Source organism: Aeromonas sp. S9(2024) (assembly GCF_041403185.1).
GTDB classification, from domain to species: Bacteria; Pseudomonadota; Gammaproteobacteria; order Enterobacterales; family Aeromonadaceae; genus Aeromonas; species Aeromonas enteropelogenes.
Genome location: NZ_JBGLRE010000011.1, coordinates 53858 through 72179, shown reverse-complemented (window position 1 = coordinate 72179; position 18322 = coordinate 53858). Strand labels below are relative to the sequence as shown.

General features: G+C 58.2%; 21 protein-coding genes. 13 read left to right on the top strand and 8 right to left on the bottom strand.

The features are described 5' to 3' along the window. Positions 1–3 precede the first annotated feature (3 nt). From mukE to cmoM, 3 genes are all read right to left on the bottom strand, one after another. Entirely contained in the window at positions 4–723 is a 720-nt protein-coding gene (gene mukE / locus ACB028_RS16765; RefSeq protein WP_026457138.1) for a chromosome partition protein MukE, read from the bottom strand. Next, positions 704–2038: a chromosome partition protein MukF gene (mukF, locus tag ACB028_RS16760; RefSeq protein WP_371144772.1), complete on the bottom strand. Its 1335-nt coding sequence runs from the start codon at positions 2036–2038 to the stop codon at positions 704–706. Before mukF ends, mukE begins: the two co-directional genes overlap by 20 nt. Positions 2039–2223: 185 nt before the next feature. Next, the gene (gene cmoM, locus ACB028_RS16755; RefSeq protein ID WP_371144771.1) at positions 2224–3000 is read right to left on the bottom strand and encodes a tRNA uridine 5-oxyacetic acid(34) methyltransferase CmoM; all 777 of its coding nucleotides are present in this window, start codon (positions 2998–3000) and stop codon (positions 2224–2226) included. An 84-nt stretch (positions 3001–3084) separates the two neighbouring features. Here cmoM and elyC point away from each other — a divergent pair, with 84 nt between their 5' ends. From elyC to ACB028_RS16735, 4 genes are all read left to right on the top strand, one after another. Next, positions 3085–3870 carry an envelope biogenesis factor ElyC gene (gene elyC / locus ACB028_RS16750; RefSeq protein ID WP_082037486.1) on the top strand — a complete coding sequence of 262 codons (786 nt, stop codon included), beginning with the start codon at positions 3085–3087 and terminating at the stop codon, positions 3868–3870. A 135-nt stretch (positions 3871–4005) separates the two neighbouring features. Continuing rightward, positions 4006–4761, top strand: a complete 756-nt coding sequence (gene tpiA / locus ACB028_RS16745) for a triose-phosphate isomerase (RefSeq protein ID WP_026457842.1) — start codon at positions 4006–4008, stop codon at positions 4759–4761. Positions 4762–4908: 147 nt separating this feature from the next. Further along, positions 4909–5880, top strand: a complete 972-nt coding sequence (pfkA, locus tag ACB028_RS16740; RefSeq protein WP_026457843.1) for a 6-phosphofructokinase — start codon at positions 4909–4911, stop codon at positions 5878–5880. A gap of 702 nt (positions 5881–6582) precedes the next feature. Further along, entirely contained in the window at positions 6583–6870 is a 288-nt protein-coding gene (locus ACB028_RS16735; protein ID WP_371144770.1) for a hypothetical protein, read from the top strand. Between the two features lie 430 nt (positions 6871–7300). Here ACB028_RS16735 and ACB028_RS16730 read toward each other — a convergent pair whose 3' ends face one another. After that, on the bottom strand, positions 7301–8542 hold the full coding sequence (locus ACB028_RS16730; RefSeq protein WP_338609892.1) for a dicarboxylate/amino acid:cation symporter: 1242 nt from the start codon (positions 8540–8542) through the stop codon (positions 7301–7303). A gap of 271 nt (positions 8543–8813) precedes the next feature. On the opposite strand from ACB028_RS16730, the gene ACB028_RS16725 reads away from it, so the two are divergent. The 3 genes from ACB028_RS16725 (at position 8814) to ACB028_RS16715 (ending at position 12278) form a co-directional block, all read left to right on the top strand. Beyond that, positions 8814–9098: a pyrimidine/purine nucleoside phosphorylase gene (locus ACB028_RS16725; protein WP_042026075.1), complete on the top strand. Its 285-nt coding sequence runs from the start codon at positions 8814–8816 to the stop codon at positions 9096–9098. A 150-nt stretch (positions 9099–9248) separates the two neighbouring features. Beyond that, positions 9249–10634 carry an L-serine ammonia-lyase gene (locus ACB028_RS16720; protein WP_061477496.1) on the top strand — a complete coding sequence of 462 codons (1386 nt, stop codon included), beginning with the start codon at positions 9249–9251 and terminating at the stop codon, positions 10632–10634. A 273-nt stretch (positions 10635–10907) separates the two neighbouring features. Further along, positions 10908–12278 (top strand): L-serine ammonia-lyase, encoded by a 1371-nt coding sequence (locus tag ACB028_RS16715; RefSeq protein ID WP_042026072.1) that lies wholly within the window; start codon positions 10908–10910, stop codon positions 12276–12278. A 613-nt stretch (positions 12279–12891) separates the two neighbouring features. Here ACB028_RS16715 and ACB028_RS16710 read toward each other — a convergent pair. Continuing rightward, complete coding sequence (locus ACB028_RS16710) at positions 12892–13170, bottom strand: YcgL domain-containing protein (RefSeq protein ID WP_042026070.1); 279 nt, start codon at positions 13168–13170, stop codon at positions 12892–12894. A 107-nt stretch (positions 13171–13277) separates the two neighbouring features. On the opposite strand from ACB028_RS16710, the gene minC reads away from it, so the two are divergent. The 5 genes from minC (at position 13278) to mtgA (ending at position 16366) form a co-directional block, all read left to right on the top strand. Beyond that, a complete protein-coding gene (gene minC, locus ACB028_RS16705) occupies positions 13278–13985 on the top strand; it encodes a septum site-determining protein MinC (RefSeq protein WP_371144769.1) in 708 nt (235 codons plus the stop codon). Between the two features lie 18 nt (positions 13986–14003). Continuing rightward, positions 14004–14816: a septum site-determining protein MinD gene (gene minD, locus ACB028_RS16700; RefSeq protein WP_042026066.1), complete on the top strand. Its 813-nt coding sequence runs from the start codon at positions 14004–14006 to the stop codon at positions 14814–14816. A gap of 2 nt (positions 14817–14818) precedes the next feature. Further along, positions 14819–15085, top strand: coding sequence for a cell division topological specificity factor MinE (minE, locus tag ACB028_RS16695; protein WP_042012553.1), 267 nt, complete (start codon positions 14819–14821; stop codon positions 15083–15085). A gap of 193 nt (positions 15086–15278) precedes the next feature. After that, complete coding sequence (locus ACB028_RS16690; protein ID WP_042026064.1) at positions 15279–15605, top strand: HI1450 family dsDNA-mimic protein; 327 nt, start codon at positions 15279–15281, stop codon at positions 15603–15605. 53 nt (positions 15606–15658) lie between these two features. Continuing rightward, the gene (gene mtgA, locus ACB028_RS16685) at positions 15659–16366 is read left to right on the top strand and encodes a monofunctional biosynthetic peptidoglycan transglycosylase (RefSeq protein ID WP_327786504.1); all 708 of its coding nucleotides are present in this window, start codon (positions 15659–15661) and stop codon (positions 16364–16366) included. Between the two features lie 3 nt (positions 16367–16369). Here mtgA and ACB028_RS16680 read toward each other — a convergent pair whose 3' ends face one another. Beyond that, positions 16370–16498, bottom strand: a complete 129-nt coding sequence (locus tag ACB028_RS16680; RefSeq protein ID WP_267884078.1) for a hypothetical protein — start codon at positions 16496–16498, stop codon at positions 16370–16372. A 146-nt stretch (positions 16499–16644) separates the two neighbouring features. Here ACB028_RS16680 and ACB028_RS16675 point away from each other — a divergent pair, with 146 nt between their 5' ends. Then, positions 16645–16968: an HI1450 family dsDNA-mimic protein gene (locus ACB028_RS16675; RefSeq protein ID WP_026457797.1), complete on the top strand. Its 324-nt coding sequence runs from the start codon at positions 16645–16647 to the stop codon at positions 16966–16968. A gap of 48 nt (positions 16969–17016) precedes the next feature. On the opposite strand, the gene ACB028_RS16670 is transcribed toward ACB028_RS16675, so the two are convergent. Both ACB028_RS16670 and ACB028_RS16665 read right to left on the bottom strand, forming a co-directional pair. Next, positions 17017–17328, bottom strand: a complete 312-nt coding sequence (locus ACB028_RS16670) for a DUF1289 domain-containing protein (protein WP_042026060.1) — start codon at positions 17326–17328, stop codon at positions 17017–17019. Beyond that, entirely contained in the window at positions 17329–18183 is an 855-nt protein-coding gene (locus ACB028_RS16665) for a S1 RNA-binding domain-containing protein (RefSeq protein WP_223377833.1), read from the bottom strand. It lies immediately after the preceding gene. Positions 18184–18322 lie beyond the last annotated feature (139 nt).

The window sequence follows — 18322 nt, the reverse complement described above, 5'->3', positions numbered from 1 at the left end:
CTTTTATACCTCCAGATCCAGTTGTTCTTCATCGAGGTCCGCCTCGATATCGTCAAACAGCGAGTCGCTGCTCGGCATTTCGTCGTCGTGGAAGATGGCCTCCCCTTCCTGGATCATCCGCAGTTGGACGGCGCGGGGATCCTCATCGGAACGCACATCGGCGGCGAAGCGGAACACGGATTCGTTGACCCGGAATTTGTCCCCGTTGCCAAGGGCGGTGATCATACCAAGGCGACGCAGCCGGCGCATGGAGGTGCGAATTTTTTCGAGCAGCTTCTTCTTGTCGAGATCGGTGCCGCCGGAGCGGCTGTTGACCATCCGCAGCAGCTGCTTCTCGTCGGCCAGGCTCAGCACCTCCTCCTGCAGCTCGCCCATGGCAAACACCCCTTCCGAGGCGAGGCGATCAGGGCTCAAATAGAGGTAGCAAAGCACCTTGCCCACCAGCATATCGAGCTCGGAGAGCACTGTGGTGCCGATGTCGGCACTGGGGCGCGGACGTAGGTAGAAGAAGCCTTCCGGCGCCTTGATGAGTTCGACCTGATAGCGGCCGTAGAAGATCTCCAGCTCCTGGTGATACTCCACCAGTGCCGAGTGCTGTTCGAACTCGTCGGCACTGATGTGACGACCGGAGCGCAAGGCGGTATCGATGCGCGGAAACAAGGGGTTGGCAATGGCCTCTGCGAGCCGCAGCGGCAAGGGAAACTCAGTATTGATCAATGACATAGGCCTGAACCTTGGATCCAGCTTGGTTAATGGGTTTCCATGCAGGTTGGCGATGCAGTTCGCGCTCGCCGCTGGCATGGCCCAGGCGCACGGCCTGGTCAATCAGAAGACGCGCCACGTCGAAGTGGGCGTGGGCCGGGTAGTCCAGCAGGTATTCCCGCAGCACGTCGGCCAAATCCAGCTGCTGACCCTGCTCGGGATAGCGGGCCAGGTAGCGCTCGATACGCTCGGCCAGCTCCTGGTTGATGTCCACCATCTCCATGTACTCCATCTCGAGGGGCACCTCGCCGGTCACCTCCTCGTCGTGGATGGCGATGGTCTCGTCGCGCAGCTCCAGCAAACGCGGCTCTTCGGCCACCCGCAGCTGCCAGTTGTGCTGATCGAAATTGCGGATGGACTCGCGCAGCCGCTGGCTGAAGGCGCGGTTCTTGTCCATGTCGATGGCGTTGCGGATGAACTTGTGGACGTGCCTGTCGTAGCGGGCCCACAGCTCGATGCACTGCTGGCCCCAGGAGGTGATGACGTCGAGCCGTCCTTGCAAGGCGTGAGTCAGCTCCTCGACGTGGAACAGATCCTCGCGCCCCTGGGCGGCTTCCTGAATGTTGAGCAGCCCCGCCTGCAGGCGGTGGCCAGCGGCGTCCAGGGTATCCTGCAACTCGCGCAGGGTCTGGCCGGTCTCGTGCAGCAGTTTTTCGCAGCTGTGGATGGCATCGACCCAGTTCTGGGTCAGCAGGGCCGCGATCTCGCTTTTGACCTGATTTTGCTGCTCATCCATGGCGCGCTGGGTGAGATCGATGCGTCCCAGGGTCTCTTCCAGGGAGAAGGTGAGGCGCGGCAGCACCTCCGCATCCCACTGCTCGCGGGTATTGGTCTCGAGCGCCGCCTTGCGGGCGGTGTCGAGCTCGGCCGCCAGGTGCTCGAGCAAAATGGAGAGCTTGATGGAGTCGACCTGGCGCTGATCCAGGAAGAAATCGACGATGCTCATGCCAAGGCGCGACAGGCGGTAGAGGCTCTCTCCCGCCACCATGTCGGTGTTGAAGCGCGACAGCAACTGCTGGCGAATGAGATCGTTGATGGCGTTGTTGGCGCGGCCGGTGAGGGTCTCGTCCATCTGGCCAAAAGCACTGCTGACGTAGCCAAAGGCGTCGTGCAACGCCGCCTCCGACAGATCCGACTCATCTTCGGACAGGGTCTTGATTGCAATCAGAAAGGCCAGCCGGTCGGTGGGCAGGTTTAGCGCCAACCCCTCCTGCCTGACCCACCCTACTATCTCCGGCAAAGAACGCTCGGGCAGGGTACGGGATGTACTCATCATGACGTTGTCATCTCGTTGTTATCCATTTGGATGGCCTTATCGGAAAATCCGGCCATCTCGTTGTTATCCATTGGATGGCCTTATCAGAACAATCCGGCCATCTCGTCGTGCTATCAAATGCAAGCGGCAACCCGTTCACAGCTGCCTTTGGCAGCATCCCACCGATAAAAACAGGGACACGTCTATCAGCTGGCGGGCTTTTGCGCCATCACATGGATATAGCGCCCCAGGGCAACGAACGGTTCCTGGCGGCAATATTGTTGCTCCATGGCCAGCAGATCGTCGAATTTTTCCACCTGATCCTGCTTGTGGCGCATGTAGTCGTGGATCACCCGCACCCCGGTCTTGCCGATTATCTTGAGCCCACCCCGCCCAATCCAGTCATAGACCTGCTCCGGCAGCTGGGGATTGGTGGGGGTCAGGGCAGTCTGGCGCTTCTTGCGAAGACCCAGGCGCACATAGTCAAAGTTGCCCACCACCAAGCTCTGAAACAGAAGGCCATGGCGGTTGTAAAAAAGCAGCGACAGTATGCCCCCGGCATTGACGAAAGGGAACAGACCGAGCAAGGTCTGGCGCGGCTCGGCGAGCCACTCCAGCACCGCGTGACAGAGCACCAGATCGAAGGTGCCGGTCACGTGTTGCTTCAGATCCTGAATGGGACAATGGATGAGACGGATTCTGTCTTCCAGCCCCTGCTCGGCGATCTGGCTGCGGGCCAGCGCCAGCATCTCGGCGGAGAGATCGCACAATTCCACCTGATGGCCCATGGCCGCCAGCTTCTGGGCAAAGTAGCCAAATCCGCCCCCCGCATCCAGGATGCGCAGGGGCCGGTTGCCAAGACGGGCCAGACAGGCCTCGATGTCACTCCAGACGATAGTGGTACGAATGCGCCCCTTGGTGGAGTCATAAATATTGCGGGCGAACTTGTCGGCGCGACCGTCAAAACTCTGATCTTGCTTCAAGAGAAACTCAACTCTGGCCATACAAAAAAAGGAAGGTATTCTGTCACATCCCGAATTTGCTGAAAACTCAAGGACGATAGTGCCGTGTTTGCGCTCAACTTTTTTGCCATCAAGAAGTGGCTTGGCCAGCTGCTGATGCCGCTCCCCTTTTCTCTCTCCTTGTTGCTGCTGGCCCTGCTGCTGCTCTGGTTCACACGCTTTCAGAAAACCGGCAAGCTGCTGGCAACCCTCTCCCTGCTCATCGTCGCCCTGATGGGCTCGCGCCCAATAAGCTATGAGCTGGCCCGCCCGCTGGAGCAGACCTTCCCCCCCTTCGAGGTGAGCCAGCATCCGGACATCCAGGCCATCGTGGTACTGGGTAACGGTCATGTCAGCGATCCGGCGATCCCCGAGCGCTCCTGGCAGAACAACATTGCCCTGGCCCGCACTCTGGAAGGAGTACGCCTGGCCCAGGCCTATCCCGATGCCGAGCTGATCTTCTCAGGCTATGTGTCGGGGGATCCCCTCTCCAACGCCGAGGTCAATGCCCGCATGGCACAGAGCCTCGGCATACCGCGTACACGGATCACGTTGTTTGAAAACAACAAAGATACTCATGATGAAGCCGTCAGTATCAGCCGCCATCTCAAGGGAAAACGGGTCGCACTGGTGAGTTCAGCCACCCATCTTCCCCGCGCCATGGCCCTCTATCAGGGACAGGGACTCAATGCCGTGCCGGCCCCCACCGATTACACCGCCAAGCAGAGCCAGGAGCCCCAGCCTCTCTATAGTTATCTGCCCAAGGGGCGTTATCTGATGTATTCCGAGGCTGCCATTCACGAATGGATTGGGGTATGGTGGGCACGCTTGCGGGGGCAGGTTAACGAATGAGCGATCAAGCGTTTCATTCCTGATTTGGATCAGGAAAGCGAAAAAAAATTACGTCATTTGCCGCCGGGTCAGCTATCTTGGGCTCGGTTCAATTCATATAATGTCGCGCAATCAAATGCCTAGGAGATATAGAAGATGAGACAGCACCTGGTAATGGGTAACTGGAAACTGAACGGCACCAAGGCTTCCGTCGAAGCACTGATCAAAGGACTGACCCCGGCGGCTGCCGCTCATCCTTCTGTTCAAGTCGCCGTCTGCCCCCCTGTTATCTTTTTGGGTATGGTTGAACAGCTGACTGCCGGCACCAAGATTGCCTACGGCGCCCAGAACGCTGACGTGCACGAATCTGGTGCCTTCACCGGCGAAAACGCCCCCTCCATGCTCAAAGCCTTCGGTTGCACCTACTCTCTGGTCGGCCACAGCGAGCGTCGCACCCTGCACGCAGAGACCGACGACGTGGTTGCTGCCAAGTACGAAGCCATCCAGAAAGGCGGTCTGGTACCGGTTCTGTGCATCGGTGAGACCTTGGCCCAGTTCGAGGCCGGCACCACCAACCAGGTGGTTGAGACCCAGCTGAAGGCTGTTATCGACCGCTGCGGTATCGCCTCCTTCGCCAACGCCGTCATCGCTTACGAGCCGGTATGGGCCATCGGCACCGGCAAGACTGCCACCCCGGAAATCGCCCAGGCCGTTCACGCTCACATCCGTCAGTACCTGGCCGGTTTTGACGCGGACGTGGCTGCCAAGGTACAGATCCTGTACGGTGGTTCCGTGACTGGCGCGACCGCGGCCGACCTGTTCGGTCAGCCGGACATCGACGGTGGCCTGGTGGGTGGTGCGTCCCTGAAAGTGGACGACTTCTCCCAGATCATTGCTGGCGCGGCCAAGTAATCGGCTGCCATGGAGGGGGCGCTTGCCCCCTCCTGCGTATCGCTTTTCCTATGGTGGCCCCCGCATCCCATACGAAAGCCGATATAGTAAAAATGGCTTGTCTATTTCCAAACATTCGTATTTGACAACTCAGATCCAGAGGCACTCATGACCAAACAAATCAAACGTATTGGTGTTCTGACCAGTGGTGGCGACGCGCCGGGTATGAACGCAGCCATCCGCGCCGTGGTGCGCGCCGGCCTGCATCATGGCCTGGAAGTGTACGGCATCTATGATGGCTATCTCGGTCTGCACCAGGATCGCATCGTCAAGCTGGAGCGCCACAGCGTCTCCGACGTGGTGAACCGTGGTGGTACTTTCCTGGGTTCTGCCCGTTTCCCCGCCTTCAAAGATCCGGCCGTTCGCGCTGAAGCGATCGAGAACCTGAAAAAGCACGGCATCGACGCTCTGGTGGTGATCGGCGGTGACGGTTCTTACATGGGCGCCAAGAAGCTGACCGAAGAGGGTTTCCCCTGCATCGGCCTGCCGGGCACCATAGACAACGATATCGCCGGCACCGACTTCACCATCGGTTTTGATACTGCCCTGAACGTGGTCGTAGATGCCATCGACCGTCTGCGCGACACCTGCAGCTCCCACCACCGCATCTCCGTAGTCGAGATCATGGGCCGTCACTGTGGCGATCTGGCCATGTCTGCCGCCGTTGCCGGTGGTGCCGAATACGTGATCGTGCCGGAAGTGGCTTTCGACAAAGAGAAGCTGCTGCAACAGATCAAGGAAGGTGAAGTCAAAGGCAAGAAGCACGCCATCATCACCATCTGTGAACACGTTACCGACGTAAATGCACTGGCCAAGGATATCGAAGCCATGACCGGCCGCGAAACCCGAGCCACCATCCTGGGCCACATCCAGCGTGGCGGTGCCCCGACGGCCCGTGACCGCATCATGTCCAGCCGTATGGGCGCCTATGCCGTCGAACAGCTGCTGGCCGGCCACGGTGGTCGCTGCGTCGGTATCCAGCGCAACGAACTGGTTCACCACGACATCATCGACTGCATCGAGAACATGAAGCGCCCCTTCGATCAGGAGCTCTACAACCTCTCCACCACCCTGTTCTAAGGCATATCAGCCCAAACAGGCCAGTCTGATAAAAACCCTCCACCCGGAGGGTTTTTTTATTTCTTCCTGATGGCCAACCCCATTGCGCCGAGCTCTTATCCGCACAACATGTGCCTGCCTCTGCTCAGGAGAAACGCAAAGCGCCAAGCGCTTGTACCTGTCAGGCTCGCGGCTCAACATTCGCGACTCAACAAAGACGCGCTCCCCATCACCAACTATGTCTCCCCCTGCTCTCTTGCGTACCGCTGTGCACGACAGCCAAGACGCCCACCTTGCTTATGCTGACCCAATGTAAGGCAGAGCATTCCAGCCTGACCTTCCGTGCCAATCAGTCACTACCAGCGACTTGCCCTGACACACTAGACAGGCTAACCGGTCTCACCACTATATTGGTGGCGATAAAATGCACACATACACCTCCGCAGCCTCTGTTATGCGGTCAACGCACCTGAAAACGGGCCCTTTTCTGCAAATTCGGATGCAGTTCACTGCGAATAGAAGCCTGATATGACAAGGCCTGACCGTGAAATGACGCTCGGTGATATCCAGTGGATGAGATATCCATGTCACACCCTGTCAAATCCAGTTCATACGCACTTTTAGTCAACCAAAAGCACTCCTTTTCAGTTAGATAAGTGCCATTTAACGAATAGGAATCATATAAAACCCACAAAAAAGAAGGATAAATGAGCGCATAAGCATATGAATTCAAAAGAATTAAATATCATCAAACAAGAAAGATGTTCCCCAACTATTACCATGCCCATTAAACGAGCTCCATATTGTAAAAATACAGCCTTCATCGTCACAGACGACAAAAGACATCATTTTCTCAAATTTAACCCTTGTTTTAAGGCTGATGTATGGTATCTTGACATCATCAATCAACGACTTGGGGAGAAAAAAATGAAAGAATTTGTTGTGACTGCGGTATTCACCGTCTTTTTCACCCTGGTTGCTGTCTCTCTGCCCTCACTGTCACAGTTCTGAGCCGGATAGGGAGACATCAATCCGGACCGCTTGTGTCAGCCAAGCCTGATAAATCGCCACTAACAGGTATTTTTCAGCCTTGATGCCATCACAAGCCACTTAAATATGATTTCATCATCTTGGCGTCGTTTTTTTCACCGCCAGGGTGACAGGACAGCAGGACGAAGTGTCCAATCATATCCGGGGGAGCATGACTCCCCTTTTTGCTGCCCGTTATTTGCTCACGTCATCTTCAATCCTGAATGACCATGGGCGCTGCCATCCCCCCGCGGCCTGCCCCCCCAATCTGAATTTCCCTCCCCTGGCCTGACCATGCTCGCTCACCTCGTCTGAATGAACTTTTGCCTGCCAGCTGGGATCAAAAAAGCCCCCACCGCGAGGTGGGGGCTTTGTCTTTCAAGCTATGCCGTCAGGCTGGCAGATGGCGTCGTTACGCCTTGTTCCAGCGCTGCGAGTCATATTCCGGGCTGAAGCGGTCGACGATGACCGCACAGGCCGCATCACCCGTGATATTGAGAGCGGTACGGATCATGTCGAACAGACGATCCAGGGCAAACAGCAGCGGCAAGCCTTCGATGGGAATGCCGGCCGCCAGCAGCACGGCCACCACCAGGAAGCTCGGGCCCGGCACGCCGGCCTGACCGATAGCCCCCAGGGTGGAGGTCACAATGATGGCCGCCCAGGCACCGGCGCTCAGATCGATGTTGTAGATCTGGGCGAAGAAGATAGCGACCAGACCGTAATAGATGGCGTTACCGCTCATATTGATGGTGGCACCCAGCGGCAGCACGAACGAGGCCGTAGCATTGCTCACCTTCAACTCCCGCTCGCAGGTTTCCATGTTGACCGGCAGGGTCGCCATGGAAGAGGCGGTGGAGAAGGCCACGATCTGCGGCTTCTTCATGGCGGAGAGATACTTCATCACCGGGGTGTTGGAGAAGATCGCCACCAGCAGCGGATAGACCACGAAACCGAAGATCAGGATGGCGCCGACATAGACCAGGAACAGCTTGAGCACCAGGGTCAGCACATCGAAACCATAGGTACCGATGGCGTCGGCCATCAGGCCGAAGACCCCCAGGGGCGCAATCAGCATCACCTTGTTGATCATCCAGACGAAAGCATCCACCAAGGTATTGAGGCCATCGACCAGCGGCTTGGCCCGTTCACGGGGCTGCTTGGCCAGCGCGATGCCGAGGAACATGCAGAACACCAGGATCTGCAGTATGTTGGCCTCGTTCAAAGACTGGAACACGTTGGTCGGGATCATCCCGAGCACGGTAGCCACCGCATCGGGCAGTGCGCCCTTGTCGGAGTAGTCACCACTGAACAGGGTGGACATGGCACCGAAGTCGACACCGATGCCGGGTTTGAAGAGTTGTCCCATCACCAGCGCCAAGGAGACGGCCAGTGCAGACGTCAACAGGAAGAAGCCCAGGGTGGCGGCACCTATCTTGCCGGCCGCCGGGCTGGTCCCCAGGTTGGCGGCACCGGAGAGAATGGCCACAGCCACCAGGGGGATCACCAGCATCTTGATCAGCTGGATGAAGAGGCTACCGAGTGGAGCGAAGATGGCCGCCTGTTCACCCATGAACACCCCGGCCAGCACACCCAGTACCATGGCAACCATCACCTGGAAGCCGATATTTCTAATGAGTCCTTTAGTTAACACAATCTGTTCCTTTATGTAGCAAAATTCACACTTTTCCCAGTGCAATTAACCAAACAGGGGAATGAGCATCCGCTCATTCCCCTGTTTGGGCGCTTTATCTCATATTTAATTGCTGTTTTAAATCAGCAAATCGTTAACCGAAGCTATTAATAATTTTGCTAAAAAGTAAAGATTCAATACGGTCTTGTCGGTTTTTCCCGCATCTTGCCATGACAACGGGCGAAAGAGTGTGCTAGTTTGACCCTATCAACGAATAAACAAGGATGTAAAGATGCTGAAAGTTAACGAATATTTCGACGGAAATGTAAAATCCATCGGTTTTGAGCAAAATGACGAGAAATCCACGGTTGGCGTCATGAACGTGGGTGATTACCTGTTCAACACTGCCGCCCCCGAGCGCATGACGGTGATCAAGGGCGCCCTGACCATTCAACTGGCCGGTGAAGAGGAGTGGCACACCTACAGCCAGGGCCACTCTTTCGTGGTCGCGGGCCACTCCTCCTTCAAGCTGCAAGTGGCCACCCCCACCGCCTACCTCTGCGAGTTTCTCTCCTGATCCTGCCGGTTGAAGGGGGTTTCCCCTTCAACCCGGTTTGCCTACCGGCTCCCATATCGCTGTCCAGGTCACAGCGCAGCAGATCACCGCTTTTCATCCATGGGAAAAATCCTAGAATAAACAGACATAAACCATCACCGGAGTGATGTCATGATCAGCGTGTTTGATCTTTTTTCCATTGGTATCGGCCCCTCCTCTTCCCACACGGTGGGCCCCATGCGTGCAGCCTATGCCTTCGTTCAACAACTCAAGCTGCAGGGCCATTTACCCCACATCACCCGGGTCGAGGTGGAGTGCTACGGCTCTTTGGGCCAGACCGGCAAGGGGCACGGCACCGGCAAGGCTATCATTCTGGGACTCGCGGGATTCGAACCCGAATCCGTCGACATCGACGCCATCCCGGCCATGCTGGCCCGGGTCGACCAAGAACAAACCCTGCTGCTGGCAGGCGAGCAACCAAGCCGCTTCCCCCGCAGCGGCGCCATCATCTTCAACCGGCGTACCACCCTGCCCGCCCACACCAATGGCATGACCCTGCGCGCCTTTGCCGCCGACGATACCATGGTGTCGAGCCAGACCTACTACTCGGTCGGGGGCGGCTTCATCATAGAGGAGAGCCAGTTTGCCACCGCCAAGGAGGACGCGGCCCGTCTCGATGCCGAGCACCCCATCCCCTATCCCTTTGACAGCGGAGCCCAACTGCTCGCCCACTGCCAGGAGAGCGGCCTCTCCATCTCGGGCCTGCTGCTCGCCAATGAGCGGGTCTTTCGCAGCGACGAACAGATAAAGGCGGGACTTCGCAAGATCTGGCACACCATGCAAAGCTGCATCGAGCGGGGTTGCAAGAGCGAGGGGGTGCTGCCGGGCGGACTCAAGGTGCGTCGCCGCGCCCCCGGGCTGTTTCGCCAGCTCAGCTGCGAGACCAACTTCAACAAGGATCCCCTGATGGTGATGGAGTGGGTGGACCTGTTTGCCCTCGCCGTCAATGAAGAGAACGCGGCGGGCGGCCGGGTCGTCACCGCTCCCACCAACGGCGCCGCCGGCATCATCCCGGCTGTGCTGCACTACTATGATCGCTTCGTTCACAAGGTGGATGACGAGATCCTGGTGCGCTACTTCCTCACCGCCGCCGCCATCGGCATTCTTTATAAGAAGAACGCGTCGCTGTCGGGGGCCGAAGTGGGTTGTCAGGGGGAAGTGGGGGTCGCCTGCTCCATGGCCGCCGGTGCCCTCACCGAACTGCTCGGTGGCAGCCCCGCCATGGTGGAAAACGCCGCCGAGATCGGCATGGAGCACAATTTGGGGCTCACCTGCGATCCCATTGGCGGACTGGTACAGGTGCCCTGCATCGAACGCAACGCCATGGGGGCGGTCAAGGCGATCAACGCAGCGCGCCTGGCGCTGCGCGGTACCGGCGAGCACAAGGTGTCGCTGGACAAGGTGATCAAGACCATGTGGGAAACCGGCAACGACATGAAGACCAAGTACAAGGAGACGGCCCGTGGTGGCCTGGCTGTTAACATTACAGAATGTTAATAAGCGATGCGAGCTTCATTCAGCCCTCAACTACCCGGCCTGGCCGGGTATTTTTTTGCTTATCGGCTTAACAAAATGGATAAGTACCAAAATAAATTTTATACTCGCGCCTCAGATTCAACAAAAATAGATCTATTTCAACTTTTTTTAGGCTTTGAACCGTTACACTGCGGTTATCTGGTTCAATGACCCGCGCAATCTGTGCGCACCATGGATCTCCCCAATTCAAGTGAGTGGGCATGCCGCCCCCTTCTACCCTGAGGTAATAGTGACATGATCAGCGTTTTTGATATCTTCAAAATCGGTGTAGGCCCCTCCTCTTCCCACACTGTTGGCCCGATGAAGGCTGCCAAACAGTTTGTTGACGAGCTTCGCGCAGGCGGCAAGATCCGCGATATCACCCGGATCAAGGTCGACGTCTACGGCTCTCTCTCCTGGACCGGCAAGGGCCACCACACCGACACCGCCATAATCATGGGTCTGGCCGGCAACCTGCCGGAGAACGTTGATATCGACGCTATCCCCGAGTTCATCTCCCGTGTCGAGCAGACCGAGCGTCTGCCCATCGGTCTGCACTGCCACACCGTCAGCTTCCCGCGCGATGCCATGGTGTTCCACGATGAAGCCCTGCCCCTGCACGAAAACGGCATGAAGCTGACCGCCTTCATCGAAGACGACGTCATCTACAGCAAGACTTATTACTCCATCGGCGGCGGCTTCATCGTCGACGAGGAGAACTTCGGCAAGGCCGACAGCGGCGACATGGCCGTGCGTTACCCGTTCAAGAGTGCCGCCGAACTGGTTGCCCACTGCAGCCAGACCGGTCTCTCCATCTCCTCCCTGATGATGGAGAACGAGAAGTGCTTCAACACCCCGGAAGAGATCTACAAGAAGTTCGGCAAGATCTGGAACACCATGCGTGAAGCCATCGATCGCGGCTGCCGCACCGAGGGCGTGCTCTCCGGTCCGCTGCGCGTGCCCCGCCGTGCCGCTCCCCTGTTCCGTCAGCTGAGCACCAACGAGAACCTCTCCAACGATCCCATGGGTATCGTCGACTGGGTCAACATGTTTGCCCTGGCGGTGAGCGAAGAGAACGCGGCCGGTGGTCGTGTAGTAACTGCACCGACCAACGGCGCCGCCGGCATCATCCCCGCCGTGCTGGCCTACTACGACAAGTTCATCCAGCCGGTTGGCCGCGACGACTACACCCGCTTCTTCCTGGCGGCCGGTGCCGTCGGCATCCTGTACAAGATGAACGCCTCCATCTCCGGCGCCGAAGTGGGTTGCCAGGGTGAAGTGGGCGTCTCCTGCTCCATGGCCGCAGCCGGTCTGACCGAGCTGATGGGTGGTAGCCCGGAGCACGTGTGTGAAGCCGCCGAGATCGCCATGGAACACAACCTGGGTCTGACTTGTGACCCGGTGGCCGGCCAGGTGCAGGTACCCTGCATCGAGCGCAACGCCATCGCAGCCATGAAGTCGGTCAACGCCTCCCGCATGGCCCTGCGCCGCACCTCCAAGCCGCGCGTCTCCCTGGACAAGGTCATCGAGACCATGTACATCACCGGCAAGGACATGGACTCCAAGTACCGCGAAACCTCTCGCGGTGGCCTGGCCATCAAGGTGATGCAGGTTGCTTGCGAATAAGCAGTCCAGAATATAAAAAAGGCGGGTTATCCCGCCTTTTTTATTGCCGTTTTTCGCCACGCCAGCGCCAAGCTTTTTGGATCACGCAAGCCAATAGCGCCGGCCAGTACCGCTATGCTCGTGCAGCTAACCCTTTTTTAGACACGCTTTAATACTCTCTTTCACACCGCCCTTCCCTTTCTCCTGGCACAGCTCCGGACGCCCGTTATCGGCCCTCGTCAGCCACCCGCAGTATCACGGCATACGACAGTCCGTCTCATTGCCTGCGCGGGTCTGCGTACGAGAGCACTTGCCCAGACAAGAGAAGTTCAGCCGCAACAGGGAGTTGCAAATATGGACAAGGGGCAAAAAGTCCGCGCTGAAATAAGTATCAGGGGTGGCCACTCACGCTATTTTGTGAGCGGTCGCAAAAGTTGATGATATTGTGTCCGGGCCGGATTGACTTTTAATTTGGATGTATTGGGCAATATTTCAACGCACTGATTAATTCGACATACCTATTATTGCCGGAATTATCTGCATCCTTGCCATGAGATGACGCGCCCCGAAGTGGGGCGCTAAAAATACAAATAGCCGGTTCGCCATCCATTCTCGGCGATTGGGTACTGGATATTTAACCAGACTTTTTCAGCTGCGCCTTGTGCTGTTCCAGCAAATTTTCCGGAGGAGGTGGCACCTGCAGATAGAAGCCCTGGGTCGTCAGCGCCGCCATCACCTTGCTGACATTGGCCAGCCCCAGAGGCTTGGCGGGGTCCAGCTTGGTCATCAGCACCAGCTCGGGACGGCCGAAGGTGGTCATCAGCGCCTCGGGTACGCGGGAAAAATCCTCTCTTCTTTCAACAAAAAGATAGGTCTCGGCTTTTTTGCGACTTTTATAGACTGCACACAACATGGAAATTGATATAATCCGACGAGTTTATTGCCTCTGATGGGGGCAAACTATAACATCAGGAATTGAATAACAATAACGGATTAGCATCTCTGCCTCGGGGAAGATTCATGGTTGAGCGCGATAACGAATTGAAAGGGTCCACCTTCACTATTTCTGTGTTGCATATCAGCGATGGCGAGCCAGAGCGGATCCGTCAGTTGTTGGCCGAAAAGGTGGCCCAGGCCCCCTACTTTTTTAACTGTGCCCCCCTGGTGATCAATGTCTCCCGGCTGGAACATATCCCGGATTTTGAGCAGCTCAAGGAGTTGGTGGAATCCGAGGAGTTCGTGCTGGTGGGCGTGACTGGGGCGCGCAATGAAGAGATGAAGACAGCGGCCAAGGCCGCAGGGCTGGCGGTAATGGCCTCCGGCAAGAGCCGCAAGAGTGAACCGGCCCCCGAGCCGGTCGCCCCCGTGGTGGCCCCCGAACCCGAGCCAGCCCCCCTGATCCCGACCAGGGTACACGTGGGGCCGGTGCGATCCGGCCAGCAGATTTATGCCGCAGGCACCTCCTTGGTGGTGCTGGGCTCAGTCAGTCCGGGGGCCGAAGTGCTCGCCGATGACAGCATTCATATTTATGGCACCCTGCGTGGCAGGGCCATTGCCGGCGCCCGTGGCAACACCCAGGCCCGGATCTATTGTCAACAATTGCAGGCCGAGCTGCTCTCCATCGCGGGTACTTTCCAGTTGAGCGATGCCCTGCCGGCAGGCCTGATCCAGCAAGCGGTACATATCCGGCTGGACAATGAACAACTCCGAATAGACCGTATCAAATAGAGTTACAAGGAAGCGAGAATGGCGCGAATTATTGTCGTTACATCGGGTAAAGGTGGCGTTGGCAAGACCACCACCAGTGCGGCCCTGAGCACAGGTTTAGCCCAGCGTGGTCACAAGACAGTGGTCATCGATTTTGACATCGGTCTGAGAAATCTGGATCTCATCATGGGCTGCGAGCGCCGCGTGGTGTATGACTTCGTCAACGTCATCAATGGGGAAGCCAATCTCAACCAAGCCCTCATCAAAGACAAACGCTGCGAGAACCTGTTCATACTGCCCGCCTCCCAGACCCGGGACAAGGACGCACTGACCCGTGAAGGGGTCGAGAAGATCCTGGATCAGCTGGCCGAGATGAAGTTCGACTACATCGTCTGCGATTCCCCTGCAGGGATCGAAGCGGGCGCCCTGATGGCCCTTTACTTTGCCGACGAGGCCATCGTTACCACCAACCCGGAAGTCTCCTCCGTGCGTGACTCGGACCGGATCCTCGGCATCCTGGCCTCCAAGTCCCGCCGTGCCGAGCGCGGAGAAGACCCCATCAAGGAGCACCTGCTGCTGACCCGCTACTGCCCGACCCGCGTCAACCGCGGCGACATGCTGAGCGTGCAGGACGTGCAGGAGATCCTGGCCATCCCCCTGCTCGGGGTGATCCCGGAGTCCCAGGCGGTGCTGCGCGCCTCCAACTCCGGCGAGCCGGTGATTCTGGACAAAGAGTCCGATGCCGGTCAGGCCTATGAAGATGCGGTGTCCCGCCTGCTGGGCGACACCAAGGAATTTCGTTTTTTGGAAGCAGAGAAGAAGGGCTTCTTTAGCCGACTGTTCGGGAGTTAAGCATGTCATTATTGGATTATTTTCGTTCCAACAAGAAACAGAACACCGCACAACTGGCCAAAGAGCGGTTGCAGATCATCGTCGCACACGAGCGTTCATCCAGAGGGGGGCCGGATTACCTGCCCCAGCTCAAGCAGGATATCCTCGATGTGATCCGTAAATACGTCAACATCGATCCGGACAAGATCACCGTCCAGCTGGATCAGAAGAGTGATGAGCTGTCGGTCCTCGAGCTCAACATCACCTTCGCCGATGACAAGAAGGGATGAGCTGACGCCCTATGCGTGACCTTTTTCCCCAATAAAGACCGGATCCTTGGCGGGATCCGGTCTTTTATCATCACAAATACCCCCTCATGACCCGCCCCGTCTCGCCAACCGCTCGCACGATCGCTAGAATAGCCGCGACCATCGGGTTTGCCCTGTCCGGTCACTTGTCCCCCTTTTCTGGAATCGACCGTTTATGTCTTTGAATGCCGAAATGCACAGCGTCGAGGAACTGCTCGACACCGCCCTCGAACTCTTCATGGAGCTGGCGTCCGACAACCTGCCGGAGCAGGAGATCACCCTCTTCAACCAGGAGTTCAACAACCGGGGCCTGCTGGCGGAAACCGATCCGGCCGACGACTGGGAAGCGGACGTGGGATTTGAGGTCAGCGATGCCGACTATGCCGAGATCTGGGTCGGCCTTGGCAACGAGCAAGAAGAGTACGAACACCTCTTTGCCCGTATGCTGCTCTCCCGCCGTGTCGACGAGAAGTTCTGCCACATCGAATGGCTCCCCCAATAATTCCGGATCCCGATGATCCGGATCACTACGACTGGGGATCAGAGCCTGATCCCGTGCGGCCGACACTGGTGCGACGCCTGCTGAGGTGGGTGGGCAAGCTGCTGCTGGCCGCCCTGCTGTTGTCGGTCGGTTCGGTGGCACTGCTGCGTTTTATCGATCCGCCCATGTGGAGCTGGCGCATTGAGCGTGCGCTGTTTCCCCCTGCCAAGGTGGCTGAGGTCAAACATGACTGGGTGCCGCTTGGGCAGATCTCCCGCGAGCTGCAGCTGGCGGTGATCGCCGCCGAGGATCAGCATTTTGCCGAGCATCACGGTTTCGATCTCGACGCCATCAGCTCCGCCCTCAAGCACAATCAGCAGAGCAGCCGGGTGCGCGGTGCCAGCACCCTTAGCCAGCAGACGGCCAAGAATCTCTTCATGTGGAGCGATCGCAGCTTCCTGCGCAAGGGATTGGAGGCCTGGTTTACCCTGTTGATGGAGCTGGGCTGGGACAAGTCCCGCATCCTTGAGGTCTATCTCAATATTGTGGAGTTTGGACCGGGGATCTATGGCGCCGAGGCGGCGGCCAGACACTACTTCGGCAAACCCGCTGCAAGGCTGACTCGCTATGAGGCCTCCCTGCTGGCGGCGGCGCTGCCCAACCCCTGGCGCTACAAGGTCAATCCCCCTTCACCCTATGTGCAGCAGCGCTCGGCCTGGATCCGCCGCCAGATGAGTCAGCTCGGCCAGCTCACCCTGACCCGGGTCCAGCAGGCTGATTGATGATTAACCGGCGTCGGGAGGCGCCGGGGGACCGAGATGGCCACCCACCGTCTCGCGGTGAAGCGGCAGATAGTGCCACCACCAGGTCTCCCGCCGTCGCTTGATCTGCCGTCGTCGTCCTCGCGGTTTCATCCTCTGACTCCCCTGCCTGGCTGCGTGTTAACCATACCCCTACTGGGGCCAATTGGACAGACCCGCCCGTCTGCCGGCGCACTGGTCTGGCCGCCGGTGCCAATCCTTGCTACAGTAGCGAACCCCGACGAATCTGGAGTGATTTCATGGAACAGCGTACCCCGGATCAGCTGGTCGAATGGGCCTATGATCAGTTTCTCGAACAGGCTGCAGACATGCTGGCCCCTGAGCAAATTGTCGATATCACCCTGGAGTTTGAAAAGCGTGGCGCCGTCGAGGCGACGCTGCCTAATGCAGACTGGTCCACAGAATTGGGCGAACCGGTCGACATGGAACGCTGGGTAGAGGTGTGGGTCGGCTTGCTGGATCATCAGGATGAATTCGAGGTGATCTTCGCCACCTTCCTGTTGCCCCGGCTGATGCAGGAAAATGAAGTTCATATACGCTGGCATCGCCAGCAACAGGCATAAAAAAGGCGCCCTCGGCGCCTTTCTCGTTTTTACTGTCAACCCTCACATTCAGGGTTGGGCCGCGATGGCCTTGGCCAGACAGCGGCGACACCAGCAGGCGCCGGCCTCGCTCATGGGCAGGGCCGGCAGCTGGCTGCACCAACACTCATCTATGGTGGCGCCAGCGGAGACGGCGCAGTAGGCCGGCTCTCCGCAGCCCGGGCAGAGATGGGTACTTTTCGAGCCATCCAGCTCGGCCATTACCGCCAGCTGGGCCTCGCTCTCCATCGCCGACCAGTGACCTATCTCGGTGAGGGTACGACCACAGCCGAGACAGAGGCCATCTTTCGCCCGACACGCACCGATGCAGGGGCTCGGCACTTACTCCTGCTCCCCACCCTGGGCGGCGTCAGTCAGGGTAATGCAGTTGTCTTCGATGACGATCTTGCCCTGCTTGTAGAGGCCGCCGATGGCCTTCTTGAAGGTACCCTTGCTCATGGCAAACAGCTTGTAGATGAGCTCGGGCTCGCTCTTGTCACCTACCGCCAGGCTGCCGCCCTGCTTCTTCATCCGCGCCAGGATGCGCTCACCGGCGTCATCTACCTTGGCCATCCCCGGCTTTTGCAGGGTCAGATCCAGTTTGCCATCCTCGCGCACCTGCTTGACCCAGGCGGTCTGGGGACGCCCCGTCATCACCCGGCCGAAGATCTCGTTGCGAAACAGCATGCCCGGGTACTGGCCGTTGACGATCACCTTGATGCCCAAGGGAGAGTGTTCACCTGGCAGAGCGGTCACCTCGTCCCCCGCCTTGAAGGGCGGTTTGGCGGTGCTGAGGAAACGCTCCAGACGGCTGGTGCCCACCATGCGCCCTTCGTGATCGAGCATCAGGCGCACCAGATAGGTATGTCCCACCTGCATCGGCTTGTTCTGTTCGCGGCTTGGCACAAACAGATCCTTTTTCATGCCCCAGTCGAGGAAGGCGCCGATCTTGTTGGCGTTGACCACCTTGAGGCCGGCAAATTCGTCCACCATGGCAAACGGCTTGTCAGTGGTGATCACCGGCTCGCAGTCAGCATCCAGATAGAGGAACACCTGCACATCGTCCCCCTCCTTGACCCCTTCCGGCAGCTGGCGCCTGGGCAGCAGCAGTTCACCGTACTCCTCGGCCGCGAGCCAGGCGCCACGGTCTTCGAGTTCAACGACGTTGAGGGTGTTCATCTTGCCAATCTGTATCATGGTGCTCTCTTTTTCTTTACCGGATGGGCCAGCTGGATCAGGGCCCTGATGGCCGCGCATGTTACCCCAAAACCGGCGATCCGGCCTAGTCCCCATCGCAACGCAAGGCCTCGTCTTTGGTGCATTTCGCCACCAGACA